At 44.2% G+C, this 25,283-nt stretch carries 25 protein-coding genes, 1 tRNA gene and 1 other RNA gene; 6 read left to right on the forward strand and 21 right to left on the reverse strand.

Annotated elements, in window-relative coordinates:
* Positions 1-372: 372 nt before the first annotated feature.
* Both A3C46_01720 and A3C46_01725 read left to right on the forward strand, forming a co-directional pair.
* Positions 373-768, forward strand: a complete 396-nt coding sequence (locus A3C46_01720; GenBank protein OGQ23441.1) for a hypothetical protein — start codon at positions 373-375, stop codon at positions 766-768.
* A complete protein-coding gene (locus tag A3C46_01725; protein OGQ23442.1) occupies positions 741-1,076 on the forward strand; it encodes a hypothetical protein in 336 nt (111 codons plus the stop codon). Before A3C46_01720 ends, A3C46_01725 begins: the two co-directional genes overlap by 28 nt.
* A gap of 27 nt (positions 1,077-1,103) precedes the next feature.
* On the opposite strand, the gene A3C46_01730 is transcribed toward A3C46_01725, so the two are convergent.
* The 19 genes from A3C46_01730 to A3C46_01820 form a co-directional block, all read right to left on the reverse strand.
* Positions 1,104-3,500 (reverse strand): hypothetical protein, encoded by a 2,397-nt coding sequence (locus A3C46_01730; GenBank protein OGQ23443.1) that lies wholly within the window; start codon positions 3,498-3,500, stop codon positions 1,104-1,106.
* Between the two features lie 125 nt (positions 3,501-3,625).
* A complete protein-coding gene (locus A3C46_01735; GenBank protein ID OGQ23444.1) occupies positions 3,626-4,783 on the reverse strand; it encodes an acetyl-CoA acetyltransferase in 1,158 nt (385 codons plus the stop codon).
* Between the two features lie 50 nt (positions 4,784-4,833).
* Positions 4,834-5,289: RNase P RNA component class A (gene rnpB, locus A3C46_01740), an RNA gene on the reverse strand.
* Between the two features lie 19 nt (positions 5,290-5,308).
* Positions 5,309-5,713: a hypothetical protein gene (locus A3C46_01745; GenBank protein ID OGQ23445.1), complete on the reverse strand. Its 405-nt coding sequence runs from the start codon at positions 5,711-5,713 to the stop codon at positions 5,309-5,311.
* 17 nt (positions 5,714-5,730) lie between these two features.
* Positions 5,731-6,015: a hypothetical protein gene (locus tag A3C46_01750; GenBank protein ID OGQ23446.1), complete on the reverse strand. Its 285-nt coding sequence runs from the start codon at positions 6,013-6,015 to the stop codon at positions 5,731-5,733.
* Positions 5,993-6,760, reverse strand: a complete 768-nt coding sequence (locus tag A3C46_01755; GenBank protein OGQ23447.1) for a hypothetical protein — start codon at positions 6,758-6,760, stop codon at positions 5,993-5,995. The genes A3C46_01750 and A3C46_01755 overlap by 23 nt, the downstream gene beginning before the upstream one ends.
* Positions 6,761-6,829: 69 nt before the next feature.
* On the reverse strand, positions 6,830-7,780 hold the full coding sequence (locus A3C46_01760) for a hypothetical protein (GenBank protein ID OGQ23448.1): 951 nt from the start codon (positions 7,778-7,780) through the stop codon (positions 6,830-6,832).
* Positions 7,781-7,824: 44 nt separating this feature from the next.
* The gene (locus A3C46_01765; GenBank protein OGQ23449.1) at positions 7,825-8,892 is read right to left on the reverse strand and encodes a hypothetical protein; all 1,068 of its coding nucleotides are present in this window, start codon (positions 8,890-8,892) and stop codon (positions 7,825-7,827) included.
* A 47-nt stretch (positions 8,893-8,939) separates the two neighbouring features.
* Positions 8,940-9,968 carry a hypothetical protein gene (locus tag A3C46_01770; protein ID OGQ23450.1) on the reverse strand — a complete coding sequence of 343 codons (1,029 nt, stop codon included), beginning with the start codon at positions 9,966-9,968 and terminating at the stop codon, positions 8,940-8,942.
* An 87-nt stretch (positions 9,969-10,055) separates the two neighbouring features.
* Positions 10,056-10,613, reverse strand: coding sequence for a hypothetical protein (locus A3C46_01775; protein OGQ23451.1), 558 nt, complete (start codon positions 10,611-10,613; stop codon positions 10,056-10,058).
* A 35-nt stretch (positions 10,614-10,648) separates the two neighbouring features.
* Positions 10,649-12,487, reverse strand: a complete 1,839-nt coding sequence (locus A3C46_01780) for a hypothetical protein (GenBank protein OGQ23452.1) — start codon at positions 12,485-12,487, stop codon at positions 10,649-10,651.
* Complete coding sequence (locus tag A3C46_01785) at positions 12,487-13,590, reverse strand: hypothetical protein (GenBank protein ID OGQ23453.1); 1,104 nt, start codon at positions 13,588-13,590, stop codon at positions 12,487-12,489. The genes A3C46_01780 and A3C46_01785 overlap by 1 nt, the downstream gene beginning before the upstream one ends.
* Before the next feature lie 11 nt (positions 13,591-13,601).
* A tRNA-Met gene (locus A3C46_01790) sits at positions 13,602-13,678 on the reverse strand.
* A 485-nt stretch (positions 13,679-14,163) separates the two neighbouring features.
* A complete protein-coding gene (locus A3C46_01795; GenBank protein ID OGQ23454.1) occupies positions 14,164-15,588 on the reverse strand; it encodes a hypothetical protein in 1,425 nt (474 codons plus the stop codon).
* A gap of 141 nt (positions 15,589-15,729) precedes the next feature.
* Positions 15,730-16,302, reverse strand: a complete 573-nt coding sequence (locus A3C46_01800; protein ID OGQ23455.1) for a hypothetical protein — start codon at positions 16,300-16,302, stop codon at positions 15,730-15,732.
* Between the two features lie 17 nt (positions 16,303-16,319).
* Complete coding sequence (locus A3C46_01805; GenBank protein ID OGQ23456.1) at positions 16,320-17,609, reverse strand: hypothetical protein; 1,290 nt, start codon at positions 17,607-17,609, stop codon at positions 16,320-16,322.
* A complete protein-coding gene (locus tag A3C46_01810) occupies positions 17,606-18,034 on the reverse strand; it encodes an arsenate reductase (protein OGQ23457.1) in 429 nt (142 codons plus the stop codon). Before A3C46_01810 ends, A3C46_01805 begins: the two co-directional genes overlap by 4 nt.
* Positions 18,027-19,211: a glycine C-acetyltransferase gene (locus A3C46_01815; protein OGQ23458.1), complete on the reverse strand. Its 1,185-nt coding sequence runs from the start codon at positions 19,209-19,211 to the stop codon at positions 18,027-18,029. Before A3C46_01815 ends, A3C46_01810 begins: the two co-directional genes overlap by 8 nt.
* A gap of 168 nt (positions 19,212-19,379) precedes the next feature.
* Complete coding sequence (locus A3C46_01820) at positions 19,380-20,468, reverse strand: L-threonine 3-dehydrogenase (protein OGQ23459.1); 1,089 nt, start codon at positions 20,466-20,468, stop codon at positions 19,380-19,382.
* An 11-nt stretch (positions 20,469-20,479) separates the two neighbouring features.
* Between A3C46_01820 and A3C46_01825 the strand changes: the two genes are divergently transcribed.
* Positions 20,480-20,851, forward strand: a complete 372-nt coding sequence (locus A3C46_01825) for a hypothetical protein (protein OGQ23460.1) — start codon at positions 20,480-20,482, stop codon at positions 20,849-20,851.
* Between the two features lie 95 nt (positions 20,852-20,946).
* Here the strand turns inward: A3C46_01825 and A3C46_01830 are convergent, their stop codons facing one another.
* On the reverse strand, positions 20,947-22,002 hold the full coding sequence (locus tag A3C46_01830) for a hypothetical protein (protein OGQ23561.1): 1,056 nt from the start codon (positions 22,000-22,002) through the stop codon (positions 20,947-20,949).
* A 5-nt stretch (positions 22,003-22,007) separates the two neighbouring features.
* On the reverse strand, positions 22,008-23,333 hold the full coding sequence (locus tag A3C46_01835) for a hypothetical protein (GenBank protein OGQ23461.1): 1,326 nt from the start codon (positions 23,331-23,333) through the stop codon (positions 22,008-22,010).
* Positions 23,334-23,384: 51 nt separating this feature from the next.
* Between A3C46_01835 and A3C46_01840 the strand changes: the two genes are divergently transcribed.
* From A3C46_01840 to A3C46_01850, 3 genes are read left to right on the forward strand one after another with little or no spacing between them, the layout of a single operon-like run.
* Positions 23,385-24,065, forward strand: a complete 681-nt coding sequence (locus tag A3C46_01840) for a hypothetical protein (protein ID OGQ23562.1) — start codon at positions 23,385-23,387, stop codon at positions 24,063-24,065.
* A gap of 8 nt (positions 24,066-24,073) precedes the next feature.
* Positions 24,074-24,505, forward strand: a complete 432-nt coding sequence (locus A3C46_01845) for a protein TolR (protein ID OGQ23462.1) — start codon at positions 24,074-24,076, stop codon at positions 24,503-24,505.
* Positions 24,506-24,508: 3 nt separating this feature from the next.
* Positions 24,509-25,264: a hypothetical protein gene (locus tag A3C46_01850; GenBank protein OGQ23463.1), complete on the forward strand. Its 756-nt coding sequence runs from the start codon at positions 24,509-24,511 to the stop codon at positions 25,262-25,264.
* Positions 25,265-25,283: the final 19 nt, after the last annotated feature.

Below are 25,283 nucleotides of genomic sequence, written 5' to 3' on the forward strand. Positions count from 1 at the left end.
CTCCACCTCCAGCTCAACCACAACCCCCAACGCGCGCGTGTCTTGTCCAGCTCGCCCTCCTGCAATCATCGGCTGCTCCTCCCACTCCGTGTCGCACCCATTACTGCGATGGCAACACTGTGAGAACCAGACAACAGCCAAATGGAACTCAGTGCTCTGATCGAACCAGAAACATCACCAATGGTCAGTGTATGAATGGAGTGTGTCGGTAAGAATCCGAGCTATATCTCGGAAAATTGTAACCTATTGATTTTACTGTTTTTAAATCACGTTTTTGAGCTTTGCTAGTATCCATTACTGAAATTATTGAAGCATAGGACGTGCGGAATTCGACATTTGCAATATCGGCAACCTTTAGTTTAAATACATAAAGTGAAACAACTACAGGAAACTTTAAAACTTTGGCTGGAAAAAGCAGAGTATGATTTTGAATCTGCAAAGATCATGCTTTCAAATAATCGCTATCTTTATGTTGCCTTTATGTGTCAGCAGACAATTGAAAAATTGCTCAAAGGAATTATTCATCAAAAAACGAAGGCCCTTCCTCCTTACACTCATAATCTGACTGCCCTCGCACAGATGAGTGATATTTCTTTTTCAAAAGAACAACTCGATTTTTTTATTCTTTTAACAAGCTATTATCTGAATACAAGATATCCCGATATCAAACAAAAATTGGCGCTTTCCCTCAACAGGGGAAGATCCCAGGAAATGCTCATGAAAACAGAGGAGTTCTTTCTATGCTTGAAAAAAGAGTTAAAAATATAAACACACTTCTTCAAAAACTCATTATTGAACTTGAAAAAGACATTCGCGTTGATCAAGTAATTCTCTTCGGATCATATTCGCGTGGAACAGAGCGCGATTACAGCGATATCGATGTTGCGGTTGTTTCTCCTGACTTCGAAGGCGGCACTGAGAAAGATTATCTTTTTGTGGGTCGAATCGCGCTTCGTCTCAATCCTCTTCTTGAAATTATCCCCTATAGATCAGAGGACTTTGCACATCACACGATTGGCGACTTTATCGATGAAATCGTGAAGACAGGACGCATGATTTACCAAAGAGCTGCTTAATTTCAATAAGGCATACCTTTAATGTAATCAATTCCTCAACGGTTTTCCGGTTTGAAGGAGATGGGCCATACGTTGTTGCGTTCGCTCATTGCCACAGAGTGAAAGAAAAGCTTCGCGTTCGAGATCGAGAATGTGTTGTTCATCTGTCACATACGCGCAAGGTCGATCGCCCCCTGCAAGCACATGAGCAAGCTTTTCACCGACAACCACATCATATTCCGTCAGTTGTCCAAGCCGCTTCCAATCTTCAATGGCATTGAGAAGGGCCATCTTTCCACCAAGACCAGGAAGCATAATGTTCGTCGACATTTGCAGTGGGACATATGACTTCGCGTATTCAAGAAGGTGTGATTTCGCATCAAAGAGAAGTTCATCGTGATTGAGGGTAATGCGATCATCACGTTGCAAAAATCCCATATCCTTTGCTTCAAAAGCAGACGTCGCCACTTTTGCGGTTCCAATGGTTTCAAACGCCATTTTTACTTTTGGAAAAGGACCACCATCTTCTGCTGACATCCAAATTTTGTCTTGCGCGTTATGCTGACGGCGTATGATGTCGTCGTAGCGAAGAAGCATATTTTTACAACCACCTCCCGCAGGAATCAGCCCAGCACCGACTTCAACCAAACCAATATACGTTTCAACTGATGCATGCACACGCGACGCCGCAAGCACGACTTCACATCCTCCCCCAAGTGTCATCTGAAACGGAACTGCCATCACCGGCTTCTTCGCAAATCGCATACGCTGCATCACGGCTTGAAAAGTGCGGATAATGTGATCGAGATTCTCCCACTGTTTCTGTTGAGCGGACATGAGAATCAAAAGCAAATTTGCTCCAGCGCAAAAATGAACCCCTTGATTTGCAATCAACAGACCTTGTCCCTGTTGCTCTACGTGATCAATCGACGCATTGAGCATTGCAATCACATCATCATCAATCGCATTCATCTTCGTGTGAAACTCACAACAGAAAATGCCATCTTGAAGATCAATGAGGCTAGCGCCTGCATTCTGAGTGACAATGTTTTGTTTTTTCTCTTTTATTCTTTTGAGTGAAATATTTTTTTCAGTCCCCTTCTCTGGGACATACGTTGTCTTTGGAATATCAAAAGAGAAGCGATGATCATCTCTCCATGTATAAAATTTTTCATGACCGGCGCGGAGGAGCGTCATCACAAGAGCCGGAACAGGAACATGTTCTTTCTCCAGTCGCGCCATCACTTCTTTCACGCCTAGAGCATCCCACATCTCGAAAGGTCCAAGTTCCCAATTAAATCCCCATCGAAGCGCACGATCAATTTGAACAATATCATCCGCGATTTCAGGAATACGGTTGGCTGCATAGACAAGAGTCCGAGAGATTGCAGGCCATGCAATTTCGCCTGCTTGATCATCAGCAAAAACAACGCGACGGAGTCGAGCCGCAGGATCTTCGAGAGTACGCGCATCTCCAAGCGAAGGCGTTTTGAGTTTCGTCACCGGACGATAATCAAGCGTACTCGGATCTAACACACGCAATGCTTTTGTTTCAGGATCCTTAAAATAAAATCCACGTCCAACTTTCTGACCTGTCCATCCTTTGGTCATCATCTTCTGTAAAAATTGAGGAATGCGCATGCGCTTCGATTGTTCATCATGAGCAGAAGCTTTCAAAACCGTTTCCGCAACAAAGGCGAGCGTGTCGAGTCCGACCAAATCTGCGGTACGAAAAATAGCGCTTTTGGGATGTGCTGTCGCCGGTCCCAAAACCGCATCGACCGCTTCCAGCGGCCACCCCGACTCTTCCGTAAGATGAATCACATCGAGAAAATGAAAAACTCCTATCCGATTCGCAATGAAGTTCGGCGTATCTTTTGCAAAGACAACTCCCTTCCCCAGTCGATCATGTGCAAGCAGTTGCACGGTTTCTACAACATCGACATCTGTAGAAGGTCCGACAACAAGTTCCAAAAGTTTTAAATAACGTGGAGGATTAAAAAAGTGGGTGACGCAAAAACGTCGTTTAAAATGATCGCTTCTCCCTTCGAGAAGCGATGCGACCGACAATCCCGAAGTATTCGAAGCGATAATCGTTTTTTCTCTCAACAGAGGATCAATTTTTGCATAAAGATTTTGTTTGATCTCAAGTCGCTCCACAATCGCTTCCACAATCACATCGCATGAAGAGAGAACAGGAAGATCATCTTCAAAATTTCCTGGTATAATCCGCTTCACATCTGAGCGACGATAAAGTGGAGAGGGTTTCATTTTCGTCAATTTCTCAAGTGCAGTGAAAACAATATGATTTGGGTGCGTATTTTTTTCAGAAGAAAAAAGATCAAGAAGATGAACCTCGAAACCGAGACCCGCAAAAAGTGCCGCAATTTGCGAACCCATAACTCCAGCGCCGAGAATAGCTACTTTTTGAATGTTATATATCATTATTAATACCAAAAGACCTTTTCATAAACCGATGTGTCATTCCCGCGAAAGCGGGAATCCAGGACTGGATCCCCGATTAAAGCATTCGGGGATGACATCTTTTCTTCGCGCACGATTTTGTTTCATCATACCCTCTCAAGCACCATAGCAGCGCCCTGACCGCCACCGACGCACATCGTGATGAGTCCAGTTTCGACATCACGATCTTTCATTGCAGAAAGAAACGTGGCGGTCATACGCGCACCACTTGCTCCGAGAGGATGTCCCAAAGCGATCGCGCCACCATGAATATTGAGTTTTTTCTCATCGATCTGTAACTCTTTCATCACCGCAAGCGTCTGCGATGCAAACGCTTCGTTGATTTCAATGAGATCAATATCAGACAATCTCATTTTTGCGCGCTTCAGTGCTTTCGGAACCGCAAGCACCGGACCAATCCCCATATTTTCTGGTGGAACACCCGCAATGGCATAGGAACGAACGCGGGCAAGCGGTTGAAGTTTTAATTTTTTAGCAAGTTTTTTGGAGAGAACAAGCGCCATAGCTCCTCCATCAGTAAGAGGAGAAGAATTGCCAGCCGTCACCGTTCCCGCTTTATCAAATGACGGTTTGAGTTTCGAAAGAATTTCAAGAGACGTATCGCTCCGCGGTCCTTCATCGGTCGTCGCAATATGAATTTCTCCTTTTTCATTTTTGGATTCGATCGGTACGATCTCTTCTTCAAACTTCCCCTGTTGCTGAGCTGAAACTGCTTTGCGATGACTTGCGAGAGCAAAGCGATCTTGTTCTTCGCGCGTCACATGATAATCGCGCGCGAGATTTTCGGCCGTTGCACCCATCGCGATATACGCCTGCGGAGCCCCCTGACGCATGAGCTTTTCGTTTAAGCTTGGATTAAATCCTCCCATCGGCACATGGGTCATCGACTCTACACCGCCAACAATAAAAGCATCTCCGTTTCCAGACTCGATCGCTTGGGCAGCTTCAGCAATGGCCGTGAGCGATGAAGCACAAAAGCGATTGATCGTCATTCCTCCCAGATGAAGCGGAAGACCGGCAAGAAAAGAGATATTACGCGCAACATTGAGTCCTTGTTCTCCTTCAGGCATAGCACAACCAATGATCACATCTTCGAGAAGGTCGGGCTGAAAAGTGGGAACGCGAGAGAGAAGTCCTTTGATCAATTGGGCACCGAGATCATCGATACGTGTATGGATGAATTGACCTTTAGAGGCTCTCCCCATAGGACTGCGTACAGCAGCAACAATGACAGCATCATCCATAACTCCCCCATTTCTAAAAAAAGGCCTTCCGTTTCCGAAAGGCCTTTAAGAGATACGTAAGGTCTGTAAGCCGAGTTCTGTCCTCCCCCATTGATTGAGTGGGGGATGAATAGTCATTTCTCTAGGATTGCTGTTACCAGCAACCTCAAGCAGCGAACCCGTCCTCTCATCCCCCAAAGATTCAGTGGGGGAATCTGCCGGATCAACATATTGAGGACTATTTGCCTTGCTCCCTGCGGGGTTTACCATGCCATCCTCGTCACCGACGATGCGGTAAGCTCTTACCTCACCTTTTCACCCTTGCCCTCCAAGATTTGTGGAAGGTGGTCTGTTTTCTGTGGCACTCTCCGTCACTGCTATCTCTTGGAAAGGACGCGTCCTTATGCGGGACATTCCTTTCCACAAGCAGCGCCTGGGGGTTACCCAGCGCAGCATCCTTTGGAGCTCGGACTTTCCTCAGAGCTTGACGCGATAGCATCTCACTCCGCGACTATTCGACCTTACGTTGTCAAAGAACTTCTTCAGTTAAAGAACATGCTCATCAATTGCACGATTTGCCAGTTGATCAGCACGCTTATTCTTTTCTCGGAAGAGATGCTGGATAGTATATTGTTTGAATTTTTGCAACTGTTGTACGGTTTCCTGAAAAAGCGGTTTTAAATCGGCGTTTTTGACGCGATAGACCCCGTTTAATTGTTTCACCATCAATTCTGAATCGGCAAAAATGTGAATTTCTGTTGCTCCGAGTTCATGAGCGCGGTGCAACGTCAGCAAAAGAGCGCGATACTCGGCTTGATTATTGGTCATTTCCCCAAGATAGGCTGAAACTTCGCCGAGGACAGCGCCCTCTGGATCCAGAAGAAGACCTCCAGCGCCTGCTGGACCTGGATTTCCTCTTGCCGCTCCATCCGTATAAACGACTATTTTCATGATTCCCCCCAAAACATTTATTCGTCGTCATGTATCCCAAAGGCGGTCAAAAGAGTTTCCCCTTCTTCTGGAGAGAGACGAGAAAGAACGTCTTGGGTCTTATGGGTGGTAAGAGGTTTTGAATCTTCACTTCGACTTACACGTGACGTCACCACTTCTTTTTGGAGTTCGCGCGCAAGTTCCCGCAAAAGAGCTTTAATCTCTTGAGCCGTAATACTTTTTTGCAATTTTTTTTCGGTGTGATCGAAGATTTCAGCTTCAGCAAGAAAACGTAAAAGCTCAGCCGCTGTTTCTTTCGGCATTGTTTGGAGAGTGAACATGATCCACATCCTTTCCTTCATCAACTGTCAGAAGTCGATGACATGTCGGGCATTGTTTCAATTCCTTGTACCGCAAAATTTCATTCAAAAGTTGCGGCGGAATATTCATATGACATCCACTGCAAATGCCTCGCATCACAGAGGAAATAGGATCAGGATGACGTTTTTGAACCAATTCGTATTTCCGTAAAACAACTTTGTCGATGTTTGCGAGGATGTCAGGTCTTTTCTGTTCAAGATCGTTCAGATCTTTGGTGAATTCCTGTTCCTTTTGTTTCATCTCTTCGCAAAGTGCGAGATATTGTTTTTCCTTATCGGAAAGAGTCGGTTCAAGTTGCTTGATTTTTTCGGTAAGCTTTTCAATTTTTTCCATTGCCGCCAAAATGAAGTCCTCACGTTCGCGATTGAGTTTTTTCCCTGCAGCGATTTCCTGCAAGGCTGCTTGATACTCGCGTTGTGTTTTAATCGCGTACAAACGGGCTTCGCGTTCACGCAGCTTCACGACAGAAGATTCCAATTCTAATTCATCTCCCTTTTTGGTCCTTTCGGTCGTTGAAAGCTCAGTTGAAAGTTTTTGCATCTCTTGTTGCAGACCATGATAATGTGTTTCGGTTTCTCGCAGAGAAGAAGGAAGAAATGAAATTTTTTCACGCACATGATGGAGCTCAAGATCCAGCTTTTGGAGCTCACGAAGAAAAAGAAGTTGTCCATGGAGATCAATGGGCATAGGGCCTCGAAATGTGACCGATAGCTCTACGTCTCCACCTAAAGCTTGTCAATGTGAGATTACGTGACGTTACGTACAAAGCGTCAAAAGGTTTGATGCTCGCTGATGAAGAAGACGCGGTTCTTCCTCTTCAGCATGAGCGCTCATCCTCTGCGCTAAAACTTCAAGGAGCATGTTGAGTTTTTCAACGGAACGAGGATGATGTTTCGCTTCTGAAATAAATGCGGCATATTCCGTTGGGCTTGCTTCAAGGAGAAGATAACGCCAGTTCATCATGTCTGACGCCGTCAATTGTTTATCCTCACGCGCAATGCGCAATTCTTCCCGGTGTTTTTTAGGAGAGAGATAAGTTCCAAAAAGAATATCCATGGCTGGATGCACAATTGTAAAGTTGCGTCGCTGGTCCCAATGATGAAGAAGATGAATCTCTTCAAGCCATCGAAAATAGGAATTCGTGGACCACGAATGATCGACCATATGAAAACGTGAATGGGTATTACTCACAATGCCTTTGGCATAAAAAGCAACGGCTCCAATAAAAACAACACTCCCGAGCGACCATCCATGCTGTGACACAAAAAGGCCTGTAAAGAGCACTCCTGGGATAACCCAACTCCAGGCAATTCCTTTTTCAGCAGCGATATAATCGTGTGTTTTTTGATAGGCATGACCAATCGGATAAATGATCATGTGATGAATCCAATGATAGCGCTGACTTTTGCGAATAAGGTGAGCACGACGAGTCCAGAAGCTGACATGTTGAAACCAACGATGGTACATGTATCCGAGTGTTTCTACAAAAAAGACCGCGCGAATGATCATCACAAAGGGAGTTCCAATATATTTTACCGCCCAAGGATAAAATCCACCCTCCAATGTTTGGTGAAAAACCCAAGCAGAAAATGGACCTGTCCAGGTAAGATAGAGAAGGGTCGACAGTCCCACAATCGTCCAGAGACGATGTGTCCATTTTTTTAATGGCGACCGTTTTTCTTTCAGCGCTGCTTCATAAAGATTCATGATGTTATCTTACCAGATTTATATTCCTGAGGCGATATCGATTTTTATTGGATTGCAAGGCGTTGCATCTCTTTCCGAACCAAATCTCGCATCTGATCGTGGGGACTCTCTTTGGCTCCGCGCAATTTATTTTTTCCATTCTGAAGCAGCATTGAAATGATGACATCCGTCACTCTCTCACTTCGGATAATACTTCCAAGTGCCCTAAAATGTTCCTCCTTCATTGCCTCTTGTTGAGCTGCTGTAAGATACAAGCTTTTGATTGGTTTGAAATATTGTTCCATGTTGGTGAGATACTTTTCAAAGCGTTGTATTTCCTGATCGATGATTTTTCCCCATTGAACGAAATCGATTTTTTTATCTGATCCCATTGCTTGTTGTTGGAGCTTTTGAGCAAAACGATCTCGTAAACGAATATACGTTGTCGAAGCGTCGCTTCGATGTCGTAAGGCTCTGTACACCGGGAAAGCATCCTTAAGTTGCACATCCACTGATTGAACAGTTTCATGTTCTTGAGCAATTTTTTTGAGGGCTTTGAGATCAGCCAGGATCTCTCGCACGGCGAGATCAAAATCATATTCTGCTGTCCATCCCCATTGAGTTCTGGCTTCCTCAAAAAAATGCGCAGAAAAATACGATTCATCATGATGAGCAATTTCATGTTGGTCCAAAAATAAAAGGGAAACGCCGAATTCAAAGGGATCTGTCTCTCTTCCCATACCAGCCCTCAATTCTTTCTGAATCGTGGAAAAGAAAAGAGCAACATGGAGTCGACGATCAAAGTGGCTTATCATCTCTTCAGGCCATACGCCACGATCGCGATTACAAAAATGAAGTATGTTGAGATTCCCTACTTTATTCACGATAACGGGGCCACAGAGAAAAGCTTCAGGATCATCACTCCAAAAAAAACAGCGCCGCTCGGAACTTTTTTTTTCAAATAGTTTATTGACGAGCGTATTTGCATCCTGACGAACAACTGAATAGCGGCTTGTGCTACTGGTCACCGTATTTATAATTGCAAGTTCTTCCGCATTCGGAGGAAGCGAACAGTGCTTTCGAGAAAGACCTGTTTGGCAATAAATGGGATCGGGTATTCCTGCTGCGAACATCTCTCCTCCTCCCCTCTCTCTACTCTATGAGAAGGAGATGCACACGCTTACACGAAGAAAACTTTTACTCCTCCCTGAATAAGATGAGATCGCACACTCAGGGAATCTTCTTCAGAAGTTGGAGTCGTGTTTTCGGAAAAAGTATCGGCTAAAACAACATCCTCACTGCTTTGAAGATCAGATTGGTGTTTACGAAGTTTTCGATACCACACAACAAAAGCCATCCATTCGATATCTCGAGGAAAAAATCGGGCCAAAGGAAGCAAATCTTCATAATCCAGCGCCGTAGCAGAAGAAGTTTTTTGATATATTGCTGAAACTCTTGCATCGCTTTGAACTCTCAATGGAGATACGAGATAAAATCCATAAGCACTGGTAGCAGCGGTACTTGGAGTTTCAACAACATTCAAGGGAAGAGTCAGTGAAGAAAACACTATTGGAGACATATATTGTTGAGAGAAAATTGCAGAGGGGGAATGTGCTTCTGCAAAAAAAGAAGAAGCAGAAGTCGGTGAAAAAGATCGAGGTTGAAGCCCCTCTTGGAATTTTCTTTCAGGGGAAGAAGGAGATGAAAACGCTCCCTCTAAGATGACATGTCCTTTACGCGAAAGGGCATCAAGCTTTAAATAAATCGGCAACTCTTGAAGACCTGAAGAACTGGATTGAGGTTTTGGGAGGTCACCCACCACAAAACGAGCGAATGTCCGCACAATATGGTCAAAGAAGGTCGAAGAAGGAGTTTCTAACCATGCATGATGCCCGGTCGGAGTGACTGAGGTTGCTCCGGAAGATGAAACGGGAAGAGATGCAGATTTTTGCGAAGAGATGGATTTTACTGGCGCTGCAATCGTGGAAGAAGTTTCAAGTGAATTTTGAACATCAGCTTTTGGCGGCTGTTTTTCGCGAAAAGAAGAAATACCAATAATGCGGCCTCTGTTTGTATCAAGAGTTTCTGGTTGAAGAAAAATCGGTTTTGCCTCGAAAAGCGATAGATCAAAATAAAAAGGATCCAAGCTCTCAATGCCGAGATAGCCACCACCCCTTTTACTTTCATGTGGTACTAAATAAAGACTCATAAAAATCTCATGGATGAACAAAGTGTGTACCAAGAATATCGGCAAACTGCAAAAAAGGTTTCGTCATAAAAAATATTGTAATATCAACTAGTTATACTCTGAAAGAAAGGACTGGAGAGTTTTTTGAAATTCCTCTCCCCATATCACTTTTCCAACAAATTTTTTGGCGAGGAAGAAATCTTTATCAATCAGAAATGTTTCGGGCAGTTTAAAAACGTGGAAAACGTCATTGGAAACTTGAGCATGCGAATCCCACACCATTTCCACCGAAGAACTCTGAAGCACATCACGATACGATTCGAAATGTTTTAAAAAAGAGGAAATATCTTTTTTGGAAGCATCATTGGAAACAGCAATCAAAACAACCTCTCCATTAAAATGCCTCACCGCTTCTAAAAGCGCTGGAAATTCTTCAATACAGGGAGGACACCAGGTTGCCCAAAAATTTAAAAGAATGATTTTGCCGTGAAATGCCTCGAGCGAGAGCGATGAACCGTCAAGACGTTCAAAAACAACAGAAGGAGCTTTTTTTGGTTGCCATGATGATTCTTCAATGGTGTTCGTTTTTATATCGATGATACCGGCATAAAAAGCACCGAAACAAATAAGAAGAACAAAAAAGATCATGAGCAATGTACGAATCATACTGTCTCCACCTTTCATTTACCAATAACTGACTGTCAGTTATTGGTAAATCGTCGCCGACAAAGAATTGCATAGCATGTCGTTGCAAAAAAAAGCTCCACGCCACAAAAAAGCGCAAGGTTCAGTGCAATATGGTTTGTAAATCCATAAGAGTGTAATCCAACATTGAGCAAATTCACTCCAAACCATGCAAGCGCAACAATGATATTTGTCAGCACCATTCCACATGCAAATCCCAAATCATGAAGACGTTTCGTAATACGACCATGCAATAACCACAGAAGCCAAAGTACAATTAAAAGTGCGCCATTTTCTTTTGGATCCCATCCCCAAAATCGTCCCCACGATTGATCAGCCCAAATCCCTCCGAGAATGGTTCCAAAAAGAGTGAAGAAGAGAGCCACGCCAGTGACTCCCACCATATTTCGTATTAATTCTTTCAATTTTTTCTGTTGAGAAGAAAAGAAAAGACGTTGAACAAGATAAACATGTCCCATAATTCCAGCGACCAGCGAAGTTCCATATCCGATCGTAATCGTCACAACATGCGTTGCAAGCCAGAAATTCGTATTGAGCACAGCGACGAGCATTCCCATCGTATCTCCCTCATCAGCATATCCACGACTGATAAAAAGAAGAATGGTTCCCGAAAGCGTTCCGATGAGAAGACCGAGTCCATTTTTTCGAATCACTTCGAGAATGAATCCAAAAACAACAATAATAAAAGCAACGAAGAGAATGGATTCATATAATGACGAGACCGGGGGTCTTTTTAAAATCACGATACGCGTGACCAAACCAGCAATATGAGAAAGAGCTCCAAGAGAAAAAAGAATCATGCTCACGCGATAGAAGATTTGAGGAAACGTCATCCAACTGATCATCAAGAGAAGAAAGGCAACTCCGTAAAAGATTAAACTTTTCGAAAAAAGGTCAAGACGATTCAAAAGAGTTTCGAGTTCAAGACGAAATGAGGGAGCTCTCGAATGAATATGTTGTATCGCCTCATTCCATTTTTGTTCGTCGTGCTGATAACTTGCGGAGAGTGCTTCCCACTTTTTCATGTACTGCGCACTTTGAGGTGATCCTCCTCCTGAAAGCATCGCCCCCCATGGTGAGAGCCATTCACCTTCACTCTCTTTCCATTGTGGAGGAAGAATACGTAAAAAAGAATTTTGTCCGTCGCGCTCAAGCCGAGTCATCGCATGGACCAGATGGAAAAGTTCCAATTCATCAGGATCAAATGCTTCTACTTTTTTCCCATCCAATGTCCCCATGAGTTTCATCATCGCAGCGCGCGAGGTGACAAGCTGAAGATAGGTCATGTTTTCTGCATTCTCGAAATCAAGGAGCTTTCGAAGACGTGAAGAAGAAATACGAAACTGCGGTTCCAGAAAAGAAAAAGAACTGCCAAGATGATAAAGACGAAGTGTCTTCACATATAAGTCATATGACTGTTGTTGTTCAAGGCTTCGCCTTTCCTTGTCCATGCTTTCAATAGTTTCTAGTAATTGGACATTTTCGGAAAGTCCTTTGGCCACTTCAATGAGAGAATAAAGATGTTTTTTTCTCCATTCCAGTTTCAACATATCAACGACATCAGGATTGTGAATTCTCATCACGGAACGTTCAAAAGATCGCGCAGGGAGAAAGAGCAACTCACATAACCATTGCATCGCGTCCAGATCAGATAACGACGCTCGTCCGGAAACATTTAAAAGCTCTGCGCGCGCAAAGGTATCAAAAGGTTTTACACGCCCTTCATGTAAAATGGGAAGAGCGCGAAGAGGAGAAACCTCGTAGCCTTGCGCAGAGACAAGAGTAATGTTCGTAAAGAAAAAAAGAACTGTGCAAAGAAGACGAATATAAAACATCACGCTCTCCTCTTTCGAATGAGATTGGGAACAGAAGAGAAAAGGTGGAGGAGTAATCCCGCACACATAACAATACTGGAGAGATAGGGAAAAAGACGACCGGTATTCCGAACAACCGCAAAGACGCTTGTTTCTTGATCGAGCCCCTCAATAAAAGAGGCTTGATAAAGCGTATATCCTTTATAACGAAGGGGCCGATTCATTTCAATAACCCGAGATTCTCTGAGCTCACCGTCAAGAAGAAAAACTTGCGAACGATAACTTTTCGCCATGTCCGTTCCTGCATGCATCTTTTTTTCGAAATCGAGAAGCTCAATTGAAAAAGGAAGCTGACGCTCTTTTCGTCTGATGCTGAGAATATATTTTTTTTCATTCACTTCAAGGGTCTGCTCGATAGGCATCGACTCCATCACGGCATAGATCCCTTCATTTTCTTTTTTGATCCCCTCGACACGGAGAGAGAGACAGGCACGATTTTTGGTGTCTTCTTTTTCAAGAGGAAGAGATTGAAGTTCAAAGATTTTTGCAAAGCCGTGATATTCTTGATTCGTCAGCGTGGATCGTTGCACGATGTGACAATTTCGGTAAAAATTCGCTATGGTCATTTTGACGGGAAGGTCAAAAAATGGAAGCCGTTCTCCTGAAGAGAGTTTTTTTTCTGGAAAAAGAAAATGGGTTTCATGTTGTTGATCCATCACCGAAAATTCTAATTCATGATAATCAGAATACAGATGTGATTTTTCTCCCTCAGCAAGGACGAGCGCTCCTTCAACGTTCATCACCGCCGTCAGAAATCCGCCAAAAAGAAGCATCAGCGCACCGACATGAATCACGTTGATTCCAAAACGACTCTTCGTCCATGGGCTTTTAAAAATCAGTTTTGCAAATAGGTTTAAAAAAATGATCCCCAGCGTCATGTAACCACCAGGCAATGGAATTGGACCTACGAAAAATAAGAACGAGGAAAAAAAAGTCTGTTGCGACTGATAGAGTCCTACAGAGCGCTGAGCAATGGTACCACTGACCAGCAAAACCATGAGCCAGAGAAGCGCATAGAAAAAAATGTGGGCGCTGGAGATAAAATGGATAAACCTACGTCTCACAAGAAAACCTCTGGTGGGCCCTGCAGGACTTGAACCTGCGACCAATCGATTATGAGTCGACTGCTCTGACCAGCTGAGCTAAGGGCCCCGAAGGCTGCTTCATCCATAAAAAAGCAGCATCACGTTTCTTCAATGATTTTACGTAGCACTCAACCTGCAACGCATTTTGCTTGGATTCGCACATGACCGTTAATGTTATCTGCCAAGGTCGCCACTTTTTCGTTGATGGGACCTGTCCTTCATTATGGCGCCGTAATCTTTGTTCGAGATTCGCTGTATGACCAATATATCGGCGACCTGATGTCTCGCTTGAAAGAATATATACGTAGTGTTTCATTTGTCGACTGCTCCTCAATTGCTCTGACCAGTCCCGATTCGGCATGATTTTTGAGGAGCAAAAATCATTCGCCGAATCGAGGATCCTCGACGCCACAAATAATTTTCACAATGTGAAAATTATGCGGACGTCGGGACTGAGCTAAGGGCCCTATTCGGTATTGAATAGGGTCCCGATTATCATGTGTTGTATTGAGAGATCAACGGATTAAAAGAAGTAGAAAAAAACACTTCTTCTTATGGTCGATAGCCCGTGTTCTGGATGCGTAGCGTTTTTGAAAAACTGACCGTAGCGCCTGCGGCATCCGTCACCCGAACCATAATCTGGTAATCGCCAACACTTGCAAAACCGCGATTATGGGCAAATGTTCCATCTGTTGCCCCGGCCTGAAATGCGCCGCTTCCGATTTGCCATTGATAACTGTATGGAGACTGTCCTCCCGAAACAGTCGCCTGCAATTGAGGATTGACATCGTTCGCTGTCATATATCCAAGCTCAATAATATATGCCGGATTTCCCGTTCCATCTCCCGTAAGTTCCGGGTACCTTCCTTCCTGACCCACAAGCGAGGCAATAGTAAAATCTCCCTGAAGTGTTGTCTGCACTACAATCGGCGCAGGGGCCGTCGGAGCAACAACGGCCTCAGCCGCCGGAGTGATCTGAGTCAGATCGGGCATGCTGATTTGGAATGTCACTGTCTTTGTTCCCACTTCCCAGCCATTCTGATTAAACAGACGAAGGGTCACTTGTGCTGTCTCCGTGGACCCTTGAGGAATCACAGGATCGAATCCTGCCGATGGAAAATCGCGTCCCCGATATGATTTGATTGCAGCAATAAAATTCGTATCAGCATGCAAGGTATCATTGATGCTTTTATCTCCTGCTGTAAAAGGAAGATCCACATTCTCCAGCACCCAGTCATATCTGCAAGAAGTGCAATTGCTTTGATCAGAACAATCTATGCAAATACTTTTGTTTCGAAGTACAAGATGATCACCTGTCATAAACGCATTTCCCGTTCGTTGCAGAAAATCAGAAGCATTGCTTTGATAATAACCAATATCAAAATCGGCGAGATCTCTTTTCGTTTCCGACGGTGCAGAAGGGGAAGATGAATTTATATAGGTGACATAAGTTTGTGAGCTATTTTTCATTCTTCCGATAACAGACGAATCATTGGAAAAAATTTCAACACTTACCGTGAAAGCTCCTTCTGTGGCAGGAGCTTTGCAAACAATAATGCGCCCTCGCTCCTGTTGATCTTCAGCGCCAGAATTATCCCTCGGAAAACTACAATTTTCATATTTATTCACATTAAATGAAGAAACTTGAGAAATTTGATGTGTATTCACATCGAGAATAGGAATAAATGAAGTGCTAAAATCAGCTGCGTTTGCATCATCAACATTAACATCCCATTTATAACCAGTAATCGTGTGATCTGGAATCATGCTGCGAACTTCAAAAACAATATTCTTCCCAGTTTCGTAGGGTCCATTCACATTATTTTTATCTTCTTCAGAAGACGTCAAAATCAATGCGCTCCCATCAGCGCCTGGTTGCGTACACCCAAGCATCATAAAATTGGCGAACAGGACCATAAAGAGAAGAGGGATCACCAGAATGCCAATCACGCGAAAAAAGAATCGAGAGGTCATCATAAAAACTCCTTCCTGAAAGAAAGAGACTGCAAGAGTGAAGCCAAGATGAAGAGCAGTGAACCAATTGAAATATAAAATGTTTTTTTAAGATCCCAAAAGAAAGGGATTCTCAAAAAGAGAAAGAGAATCAAAAAATTGACGCTATTGATAACGACTTCGATGAAAAAAAGATTTTTTGAGGGGAAAGATTCCTTCATTCGCCGCGCGCACATCTTCCACGGAATAAAAAGCTTTGGGATGATGATGATGAATCAATGCAACGACATCGGGTAAAGCTTTCCGCTTCACAACGGTCAATGTAATGTACACAGGGCCACTCATTCCTTGCGCCCCAATTTTCGTCACTCCATATCCTCTCGTTTTAAAAGCTGCGCACAGTTCTGTTGCATCTTTTTGCGTAATGATACGAATAACGATTTTTCCAACAGCAAGTTTTTCTTCAATCCAACTTCCCACAAAATTCCCCATCGCAAAACCACCGGCATACGCAATATAATTAAAAATATTCGTGAGATTTTGCATCACCTGTCCAAGCGCGACAAGCCAAATGAGAATTTCAAAAAATCCGAGAACAGCCGCGAGATGTTTCATGCCACGCGAAAGGAAAAGAATACGAAGGGTCGCCATGGTCATATCGCTCATGCGAGCAAGAAAAATAAGTGCGGGAAGAATCCCAAATTGAAAAAGATCGCCGGCGATAAAAGCTTCCATCATGTCACCCCTTTATCACATTAATAATCAACTGCGCGCTGATCTGCAGCCAGAAGATGCTGAGCAAGATTTTTTGCAAAGCTTCTGTAGAGCTTCACCTGTGTTTCAAGAGGAAGAATATCGATTTTTTTTGGATTGAGCTTGAGAAGTTGGCATTCGGTACGCGCTGAAACGGTTGCGGTTCGTTCCGAACCGAGGAGAAATGAAATTTCACCGAAACATTGCCCTCGTCCCATTTGACCAAGTCTCTTTCTTTCCTTCTGCGCTTCGCACCCTCCGGAAATGATGACAAAGAAACTCACATCTTGCTCTGTTTGCGCCACAATCATTTCTCCTGCACTGTATTTCATCCACGTACCGATTTGAAGAATGTTGGACATCTCTTCATCGCTAAAATCGGCAAAAAAGGAGAGCGGCTTGAGCATCTTTATTTTTTCGACGAGATCAGGAGCCAATGTTTTTCCACCATCCTTTAACACTGCCTCAAGGTCTCGCGCAAACGAAAGCGCATCAGGATAACGATCGTGTGGTTTTTTTTCAAGCGCGCGATCAATAACGCGACTTAAGGATTCCGGAATTTCAGCATTTATTTTTTGAATCGGCACATGTTCTTCTTCCTGAATCATGTGCTCCAGATCTTTCTCTTTTTTGGAGAAGAAAGGTTTTTGCATGGCCAGAATTTCATAGAGGACCACGCCTAAAGAATAGAGATCACTTTGAACCGTCGGCGTTTCACGTCGTAACTGTTCCGGCGCCATGTACGACGGGGTACCGGCAAAGGGGAGCTTCGACTCTTCAACAGCATCCATATAGGCAAGTCCAAAATCGGCAATTTTGATTTCACCTTTATTGCCGAGCATAATATTGGTGGATTTGATATCTCGATGCACCACACCTCGCTGATGTGCGTAGTCGAGACCGTGACAAACTTTGATCACCGTATCGATAGCGTCTGCAGTCGAAAGTTTTTGTTCAGGATGACAATGATATTTTAAATTTCTGCCATTCATAAATTCCATTGCTATGTAGTAGTAAGGCTCTTGAATGCCGACATCGAAAATGGTCACGATATTGGGATGAAGAAGTTTCCCGGCAGCTTCAGCTTCGATAAAAAGTTTTCGTAAAAAGGATTGCTGACTTGAGCGATCATCCGCAACATCTTCGAGCGAACTCACTTTCACCGCAAGCTCACGTCCAATATAAGGATCCACTGCTCGGTAGACAACCGCAAATCCACCTACTCCCACTTGTTCGATTAATTTATAACGACCGACATAATCGATATCGAGAAGATCACGAATCGGACTCATTCATGCTCCATAATTTCGATGATAAGTTTTTTGACCCGCTCCCCGAGATCATCACGAATACGAGAAAATTCCCTCTCTTCAGAGGGTGTGCCGACATACCGAATCGGATCTTCAATCGACCAGTGAACCACCTTCTTTGCGCCTGGAGTTATGGGACAATTTTTTTGAGCGTAATCACATACCGTCACGACATAATCCATGGTCTTCAACAATTCAGGATCGATTTGGTCGGAGGTATGATGAGAAATATCGATCCCAATCTCCTTCATTGCTTCAACTGCACACGGATGAAGTCCTGAGGCAAAAACCCCAGCGCTAAAAACTTCAAAGCGATCTTTTCCATAATGCCTCGCAAAACCCTCCGCCATTTGAGATCGACAGGCATTACCTGTGCAGATAAAAATGATTCGAAATTTTTTAGACATGTTTTTGACACACCTTTCTAAACGCTTCAATCGTGCGATCAAGTTGTTCTGTCGTATGCGCAGATGAAACCTGGCAACGAATGCGCGCTTGTCCTTGCGGAACCACGGGATACGAGAAACCTTTCACATAAATTCCTTCCTTGAGCATATCGCGCGCAACATCACTCGCGCGTTTCGCGTCGCCAAACATGACCGGAACAATCGGATGTGTTCCTTCAAGAAGAGTAAGTCCTATCTCTTTTAAACCAGAACGAAAATACTCTGTATTTTGTTGCAACGTTTCTCGCAGCTCAGGTTTTTCACGAATAAGCTGAAATGCTGAAAGCGTTGCAGCACAAATCATGGGCGGAAGTGCGTTCGAAAAAAGATAAGGACGAGAACGTTGACGAAGATAAGCAATGAGATCTTTTTTGCCGGTCGTAAATCCTCCTGCAGCGCCACCCAGCGCCTTCCCCATCGTCGACGTGATCATGTCGACACGATTCATCACATGATGATATTCAGGTGTTCCTCTCCCTTGCTCTCCGATAAAGCCCGTCGCATGGCTGTCATCCACCATGACAAGCGCTTCATATTTTTGCGCGAGATCACAAATCTCAGGAAGTTTTGCGATGTACCCATCCATCGAAAAGACACCATCAGTTGCAATCAGGATGAGACGCGCTCCCTCTTTTTTCGCCGTCTGAAGTTGATCTTCAAGATCCTGCATCTCTGAATTTTTGTAACGATATCGCTTGGCTTTGGAGAGACGGATACCATCAATGACCGACGCATGATTAAGCTCGTCACTGATCACTGCGTCTTCTTCTGTCAGAATTGTTTCAAAAAGACCTTCGTTCGCTTCATAACAAGATGAATAAAGAATGGTATCTTCGGTTTGCATGAACTTTGTGATGGCCTCTTCAAGTTGTTGATGAAGAGAAAAAGTTCCACAGATAAAACGGACAGAAGCAGTACCGTAACCAAATTCATCGAGGGCTTTTTGCGCAGCTTTGATGAGTGTCGGATGATCAGCAAGACCTAAATAATTATTCGCGCAAAAATTAATAACCTTTCCCTGCTTGACTCGAATTTCAGAACTCTGTGGAGAGAGAATCGGCCATTCTTCTTTCCAAAGACCAGCTTTCTGGATCTCTTCTAATTGTGGTATAAGAATTTTTTGAAGTTGATTGTACATAATTTATTTTTTAAAAATTCAAACTATAGTGAAAGCCTTTTCATGAGTACGATGTCATTCCTGCGAAAGCAGGAATCCAGGTGTTTATTAGCTTTTCTGGATCCCCGCTTTCGCGAGGATGACATACTAAAAGTTAATTCACTATAGTTCACACCTTCATCAGTTTGGTTATGGTCTCAGTAATATTTTTCCTACTTTAATTTCTTTCGCCGTTAATAACGCCATCGCTTTGTCGATCTCTTCCAGTTTCATCTCATGGGTGACTACTCGCGTCACATCAAGTTTTCCAGAGGCAATGAGTTTTGCCATGATCTCCCATGTCTCAAACATCTTTCGACCGAAAATTGATTTGACCGTAATCCCCTTGAAGATGAGTTCATTTGCAATATCGAGTTCAATCGGTTTGGACGGGACTCCAAAAAACGTGAAAACACCTCCACTGCGTACCGATGCCAGTCCATCGTGGATTGCTTTTTCAGATCCACTCATTTCAAGCACCGCATCAACTCCCACCCCACCGGTTAAATGATAAATGCGCTCACGTGTATTTTCCCGTGAGACATCGATGAGATGATCAGGCTTGAAAGATTGGATCAGTTCCAAACGATAAGGCTGCATGCCGCAGGCAATGATTCTTTCAGCTCCCATTGCGCGGGCAACCGCCACCGAAAAAATTCCGATCGGTCCATCCCCGAAAACAGCGACACTTTTTCCCTGAACATCACTTTCACTCACGCAATAGACCGCATTGCCGAGAGGCTCTTGAATCGAAGCAAGCGTCCATGACATCGAAGGATCATTCTTGACACAACAGATTTCATGAATCGAAAGATATTCCGCAAAACTTCCGGGACGATCAATTCCAACGACTTTCAAATTGTGGCAGAGATGCATCTGATCCATCTGACATTGATAACACTCAAGACACGGTACATGAGTTTCAATGGAAACATGATCACCCACCTTGACGCGCGTCACTTTTCGTCCCACATCGACCACTTCGCCGGCACATTCATGTCCAAAGATGAGGGGTGTTTTGATACGACTTGCTGCCCATTGATCCCAATTGTAAATGTGAACATCAGTTCCGCAAATACTCGCCGCGCGAATGTTCACCAAAACATCATGGTCTCCCAATGAGGGAGTTGATGTTTCAATAAGGTCTGCACCAGAGGTCGGTTTTGTCTTACAAAGCGCTTTCATTAAAATTCCTCTTGAAGCGAGGCGTAATCTAGCGATATCGTACTTCCATGTCATCACTTTTATTGATGAGCCCTGACACCGAAACCCAAGAACTTTTAAAGCTTCGATGCGAGCTTGCGGGTTTCGACGTCCTTCTCGGCTTTAGCGAAGCAGAAGTGCAAGCTCTTCTCCCAACGTCGATCCCCGATGTGATCATCATCGATCTGACGTCGCACGATGCTTCAGACAAACAAGAGGCTCATCATATCTTCACACATCTTCAGGGGACAAAAACCATTCGCGTTCTGATTGCACCCCGTTCGGCGCAAGAAGTAATTGATGACGTTGAAAGTTGGCCAGTTGATTTGATAATTCGAAAGCCATTTGAGCTGGAATCGGTCGTCGCGCGCATTGAAGAGCTGCAATCAAAACAACATATCAGTGATAACAGTATTTAGGAACCTCTGAAAAACTTACCATGTCATTCCCGCGTAGGCGGGAATCCAGTATCCTGGATCCCTGCCTTCGCAGGGATGACAAAATAGAGATCCCTTTAATACCCCCAAAAAGTTTTTGTTAATTCATACAAATCATCATCAACCGTTTTAATTCCCGTTGAAATTTCTTTGAGCGGCATCTCCACAATATCTTTTCCGTGCAGCGCCACCATAACGCCAAAACGCTGCGCATGCACCGCATCCATTGCCGCAACACCGTAACGCGTAGCAAGCACACGATCCGCAGCAGTCGGAGTTCCGCCGCGCTGGACATGACCAAGAACCGTGACACGTGTGTCATAGTCAGTTCTCTTTTCAATTTCTTTGGCGAGGACTTGTCCAATGCCTCCAAGCTGCGCATGACCAAATTCATCTTTTTTTTCTGAAGAGAGAATTTCTTTTTGAAGTTGGCCCTCTTTAATCTTGGCCCCTTCAGCCACGACAATAATACTGAAATAGACTCCTTGTTGATGTCGCTGCCAAATCATCTCGCACACTTCATCGATATCGATCGGCTTTTCAGGAATGAGTATCGCATCCGCTCCTCCGGCAAGACCTGCATACGTTGCAATCCAACCGGCGTGGCGTCCCATCACTTCACAAACGAGCACACGATCGTGAGATTCAGCGGTAGTGTGAAGTCGATCAATGGCTTCAGTGGCAATTTCAACCGCAGTATCAAAGCCAAAGGTAAAATCAGTTCCTTTGAGATCATTATCAATTGTTTTTGGAATCCCGACCACAGGAAGATGATGTTCGAAAAGTTTTGCCGCAACGGTAAGCGTATCTTCGCCACCAACTGCAATCAAGGCGTGCAATCCTAATTTTTCAAAATTGCTATAAGCGCGATCTGTTGTCTGTTTATCTTTAAAGAGATTCGTACGCGAGGTTCCAAGAATCGTGCCACCTCGATAAAGAATCCCTCGCACTGCAGCGCGATCCAGAATCATCGTCTCTTTTTCAATGAGACCTCGCCATCCATGTTTGATGCCAATAATTTCATAACCACCGTACGAGAGGGCTCGACGTACCACAGCGCGAAGCACAGCATTGAGCCCCGGACAATCACCGCCGCCGGTAAGAATTCCTACTTTTTTCTTTTTTTCGAAAATACTGATCACTTCGATCCTGTGTCTTGAAACAACCCCCAACTCTTCAGATGATGAATCGCCATATGCTTTTGATAATCGGTCGCTGGTTGTTCTGCGGTGAGAACGTCTTCGCCTTCTCCTTTGAGATGACCACTCAGATCTTTTTCACGTACCTGGGCACGCTTCTTTTCAGATTCCGTTATTTTCGCGGGAACAATAATATCTGGCGTAATGCCGTGAGCTTGAATCGGTTTTCGATTGGGCGTGAAATAGCGAGCAACGGTAAGTTTGAGGCCACTCCCATCATCAAGATCCACCACCGTTTGCACAGAACCTTTTCCAAAACTCTGCATTCCGAGAAGGACGGCTCGCTTGTGATCTTGAAGCGCTCCCGCAACGATTTCTGAAGCAGAAGCAGAGCCAGCATCAATGAGAACAATTAAAGGAGTGACAGGTTCGTCGCCATCATTTTTAGCTTCTCGACGATCGATTTCAACACCACGACTTTCGGTGGTGACAATCACTCCCTGCTTTAAAAAAAGATCGGAAACAGCAACGCCCTCCTCTAAAAGCCCCCCGGGATTACGACGAAGATCGAGAATAATTCCTTCTAATGGTTTCTTTTTTGAATATTGCTCAATAAACTTATGAAGTTTCTTTGCCGTCCCTTGCTGAAAACTTGAAATATTAAAATAACCGAATCGATCTTCCAGAAGCTCTGCCTTCACGCTCGGCACATTAATCAACTGTCGCACCAACGAAACATCATATCGCTCCTTGGTGTCTGGCCGTTCGAGCGTAAGAGCCACGGTCGATCCCCGCTTCCCTCTCATTTTTCGAACTGCTTCCATAAACGGAAGATTTTTTGTGGCTTCTCCGTCAATTTTCAGAATGCGATCTCCTGCTTTCATCCCTTTTTGTTCTGCAGGAGAACCTTTAATAGGAGCAACAACGGTGAGCATTCCGTCACGAATGGCAACTTCAATCCCAATACCATCAAATCGGCCGCGGGTATCAACTTTAAGTTCGCGATATATTTCCGGCGCCATATAGACCGAATGCGGATCGAGCGTACTCATCATTCCACGAATAGCTCCTTCCAGAAGCTCCTTTTCATCAGTCTCTTCGACATAATTTTCTTCAATGTAATGAAGGGTCGTGGTAAAAACATGGAGTTTTTTATAGCCTTCTTCCGAAAGAGCATACAAAGAGAGCGACGGGAGAAAAAAAGTGACAAAGCTCAGAAGCAAAGAATAAAGTTTTACGCGCAACATTTGGCGACGTGTAACATGCCATGAAGAAAAAGCAAGAGGAGCAAATTGACTTTTCCCCTTTGAGGTTTGTAATATCACCCGCTCTTACACGAAAGGAATTCTATGAAACTTTTTGGAATCATCGGCCTTCTGGCTCAGGCAAGTGTTGAGACAGAAACACTCAACGAGACGAGCGGAAGCCTTTTCTCTCTTCTGTTGCATGCGAACGGAGTCGTGCAATTAACTCTTTTGCTTCTCATTGGCTTTTCGATCGTCAGCTGGGCCATCATCGGCAGCAAATATCGACAACTGGCGCGGATCAAACGGAGCTGTGCTCATTTCTACGAGCTTTTCTGGAAAGTAGGTTCACTCCATGAACTGCAGGAAAAGCGCAGCTTCCGAAAAAGTCCGGCCTTTCGTGTTTTTCAAACTGCACTCAATCTCTCTACCGAAAAAAAAGCAACTACTCCTGAAAGCTTGAAACGCGAAGTAAAAAGAGCGCTGGAAGATGAAATCGAGCAGATGGAATATGGAGTCCCATTTCTGGCAACGACCGGGAGTGCTGCCCCTTTTATCGGACTTTTTGGAACGGTGTGGGGAATTCTCACGGCATTTTGGAAAATTGGTCGCACCGGAGCATCGAGTCTTGCGATTGTCGGACCACATATTGCTGAAGCGCTGATCGCTACCGCCATCGGTCTTGCTGCCGCCATCCCTGCGGTTATTTTTTATAATATTTATGTGAATCGCATTCGCCTTCTCACCAAAGATTTGGCTGATTTTTCAGATGATGTCGTGCACCGCTTTGAACAGGAACATTTTCACGCCTAGGAGCCATCATGGGATTGCAGATACAACGCAGAGCTGAAAATAGAATGCTTGCTGAAATTAATATTACGCCGTTTGTGGATGTGATGTTGGTGCTCCTCATTATTTTTATGGTGACAGCTCCACTTCTGCAGCAAGGACTTCCCGTCAATCTTCCACAAGCTTCAGCTCCAGCGCTAAAGCGGAGTAAATCAGATGTTATTCTCACGGTAAAATCAAATGGCTCTCTTTATCTCGGTGACAGTAAAGAAGCGCTCAATCTCACGAGTCTCTCCGATCGATTGAAACAGATGTATGCTGTTCGCGAAGAAAAGGATTTATTTATACGCGCTGATTCAGCACTGCTCTATGGCACCGTGGTCAAAATAATGTCTCTTGCCAAGGAGGCTGGCGTAGATCGAATCGGCATGCTGACCCAACCCGAACGCGCTGATACGCGTTAACACATGATCTTAAAACGTCCTCTTATCACTTCAGCTCTCTGTCACCTGTTGATGTTTCTTTTTCTTTCTGTGTGGCAATATTTTACGTTTTCGAAGCAGCACGATCTCGCGGTCACCTGGGTAGAACTTCCCAAAGGGATGAGCGAAGACATTGGAACCGGAATGAAAAAAGCTGCAAGCCTGCCGCAGTCGACGATTCAGGAACAAAAACAGCCGCCAGCACCAAAAGCTCATCAGATAAAAAAAGAGTCGCCAAAGATGAAAAAAGAGCCACCAAAATTAACCCAGAAAAGGACGAAGTCCCTTTCGGAAACGGATCGTAAAATTCAGGCAGCTCTCGGAAACATCGATAAAGCGTTAGCTGAGCGAGCAACACCAGAAGCAGCTCAAGTAAAAGAAAACGAGGAAGGATATAAATATGGCACAGGAGATGAACCCCTTCGCGTTTCTCCGGACGACCCTGAATATTTAAAATATCAAGCTGAAGTCAGAATGAAAATTATCAACGAATGGATTCTTCCCACCCGGTACATGGAAGAGGAAATTGCTCGTAATGCAAAACTTGAAGTTTTCATTGATGACCACGGGGACGTAACATCCACACGATGGCTCGACCGATCGGGTGACGAAAGCTTTGACGCTTCAGCGCTTCGAGCGGTGCAGCGCGCTTCTCCACTTCCAAAACCACCTGACCGGCTCTCTTCCGAAACGTATCAAGAAGGATTTCTCATTGAATTTGATCCTCGATTGAAGCAATAAATAATAATGATCGCATCAT

This window comes from Deltaproteobacteria bacterium RIFCSPHIGHO2_02_FULL_44_16, assembly GCA_001798185.1.
In the GTDB taxonomy this organism is placed as follows: domain Bacteria; phylum UBA10199; class UBA10199; order 2-02-FULL-44-16; family 2-02-FULL-44-16; genus 2-02-FULL-44-16.

What these genes read in the sequence shown, in the direction of transcription:
- A3C46_01725 (OGQ23442.1), top strand. Translation starts at nt 741, where the DNA reads ATGCTTGAAAAAAGAGTTAAAAATATAAACACACTTCTTCAAAAACTC.
- A3C46_01730 (OGQ23443.1), bottom strand. Translation starts at nt 3,500, where the DNA reads ATGATATATAACATTCAAAAAGTAGCTATTCTCGGCGCTGGAGTTATG.
- A3C46_01735 (OGQ23444.1), bottom strand. Translation starts at nt 4,783, where the DNA reads ATGGATGATGCTGTCATTGTTGCTGCTGTACGCAGTCCTATGGGGAGA.
- A3C46_01745 (OGQ23445.1), bottom strand. Translation starts at nt 5,713, where the DNA reads ATGAAAATAGTCGTTTATACGGATGGAGCGGCAAGAGGAAATCCAGGT.
- A3C46_01750 (OGQ23446.1), bottom strand. Translation starts at nt 6,015, where the DNA reads ATGCCGAAAGAAACAGCGGCTGAGCTTTTACGTTTTCTTGCTGAAGCT.
- A3C46_01755 (OGQ23447.1), bottom strand. Translation starts at nt 6,760, where the DNA reads ATGCCCATTGATCTCCATGGACAACTTCTTTTTCTTCGTGAGCTCCAA.
- A3C46_01760 (OGQ23448.1), bottom strand. Translation starts at nt 7,780, where the DNA reads ATGAATCTTTATGAAGCAGCGCTGAAAGAAAAACGGTCGCCATTAAAA.
- A3C46_01765 (OGQ23449.1), bottom strand. Translation starts at nt 8,892, where the DNA reads ATGTTCGCAGCAGGAATACCCGATCCCATTTATTGCCAAACAGGTCTT.
- A3C46_01770 (OGQ23450.1), bottom strand. Translation starts at nt 9,968, where the DNA reads ATGAGTCTTTATTTAGTACCACATGAAAGTAAAAGGGGTGGTGGCTAT.
- A3C46_01775 (OGQ23451.1), bottom strand. Translation starts at nt 10,613, where the DNA reads ATGATTCGTACATTGCTCATGATCTTTTTTGTTCTTCTTATTTGTTTC.
- A3C46_01780 (OGQ23452.1), bottom strand. Translation starts at nt 12,487, where the DNA reads ATGTTTTATATTCGTCTTCTTTGCACAGTTCTTTTTTTCTTTACGAAC.
- A3C46_01795 (OGQ23454.1), bottom strand. Translation starts at nt 15,588, where the DNA reads ATGATGACCTCTCGATTCTTTTTTCGCGTGATTGGCATTCTGGTGATC.
- A3C46_01800 (OGQ23455.1), bottom strand. Translation starts at nt 16,302, where the DNA reads ATGATGGAAGCTTTTATCGCCGGCGATCTTTTTCAATTTGGGATTCTT.
- A3C46_01805 (OGQ23456.1), bottom strand. Translation starts at nt 17,609, where the DNA reads ATGAGTCCGATTCGTGATCTTCTCGATATCGATTATGTCGGTCGTTAT.
- A3C46_01810 (OGQ23457.1), bottom strand. Translation starts at nt 18,034, where the DNA reads ATGTCTAAAAAATTTCGAATCATTTTTATCTGCACAGGTAATGCCTGT.
- A3C46_01815 (OGQ23458.1), bottom strand. Translation starts at nt 19,211, where the DNA reads ATGTACAATCAACTTCAAAAAATTCTTATACCACAATTAGAAGAGATC.
- A3C46_01820 (OGQ23459.1), bottom strand. Translation starts at nt 20,468, where the DNA reads ATGACATGGAAGTACGATATCGCTAGATTACGCCTCGCTTCAAGAGGA.
- A3C46_01825 (OGQ23460.1), top strand. Translation starts at nt 20,480, where the DNA reads ATGAGCCCTGACACCGAAACCCAAGAACTTTTAAAGCTTCGATGCGAG.
- A3C46_01845 (OGQ23462.1), top strand. Translation starts at nt 24,074, where the DNA reads ATGGGATTGCAGATACAACGCAGAGCTGAAAATAGAATGCTTGCTGAA.
- A3C46_01850 (OGQ23463.1), top strand. Translation starts at nt 24,509, where the DNA reads ATGATCTTAAAACGTCCTCTTATCACTTCAGCTCTCTGTCACCTGTTG.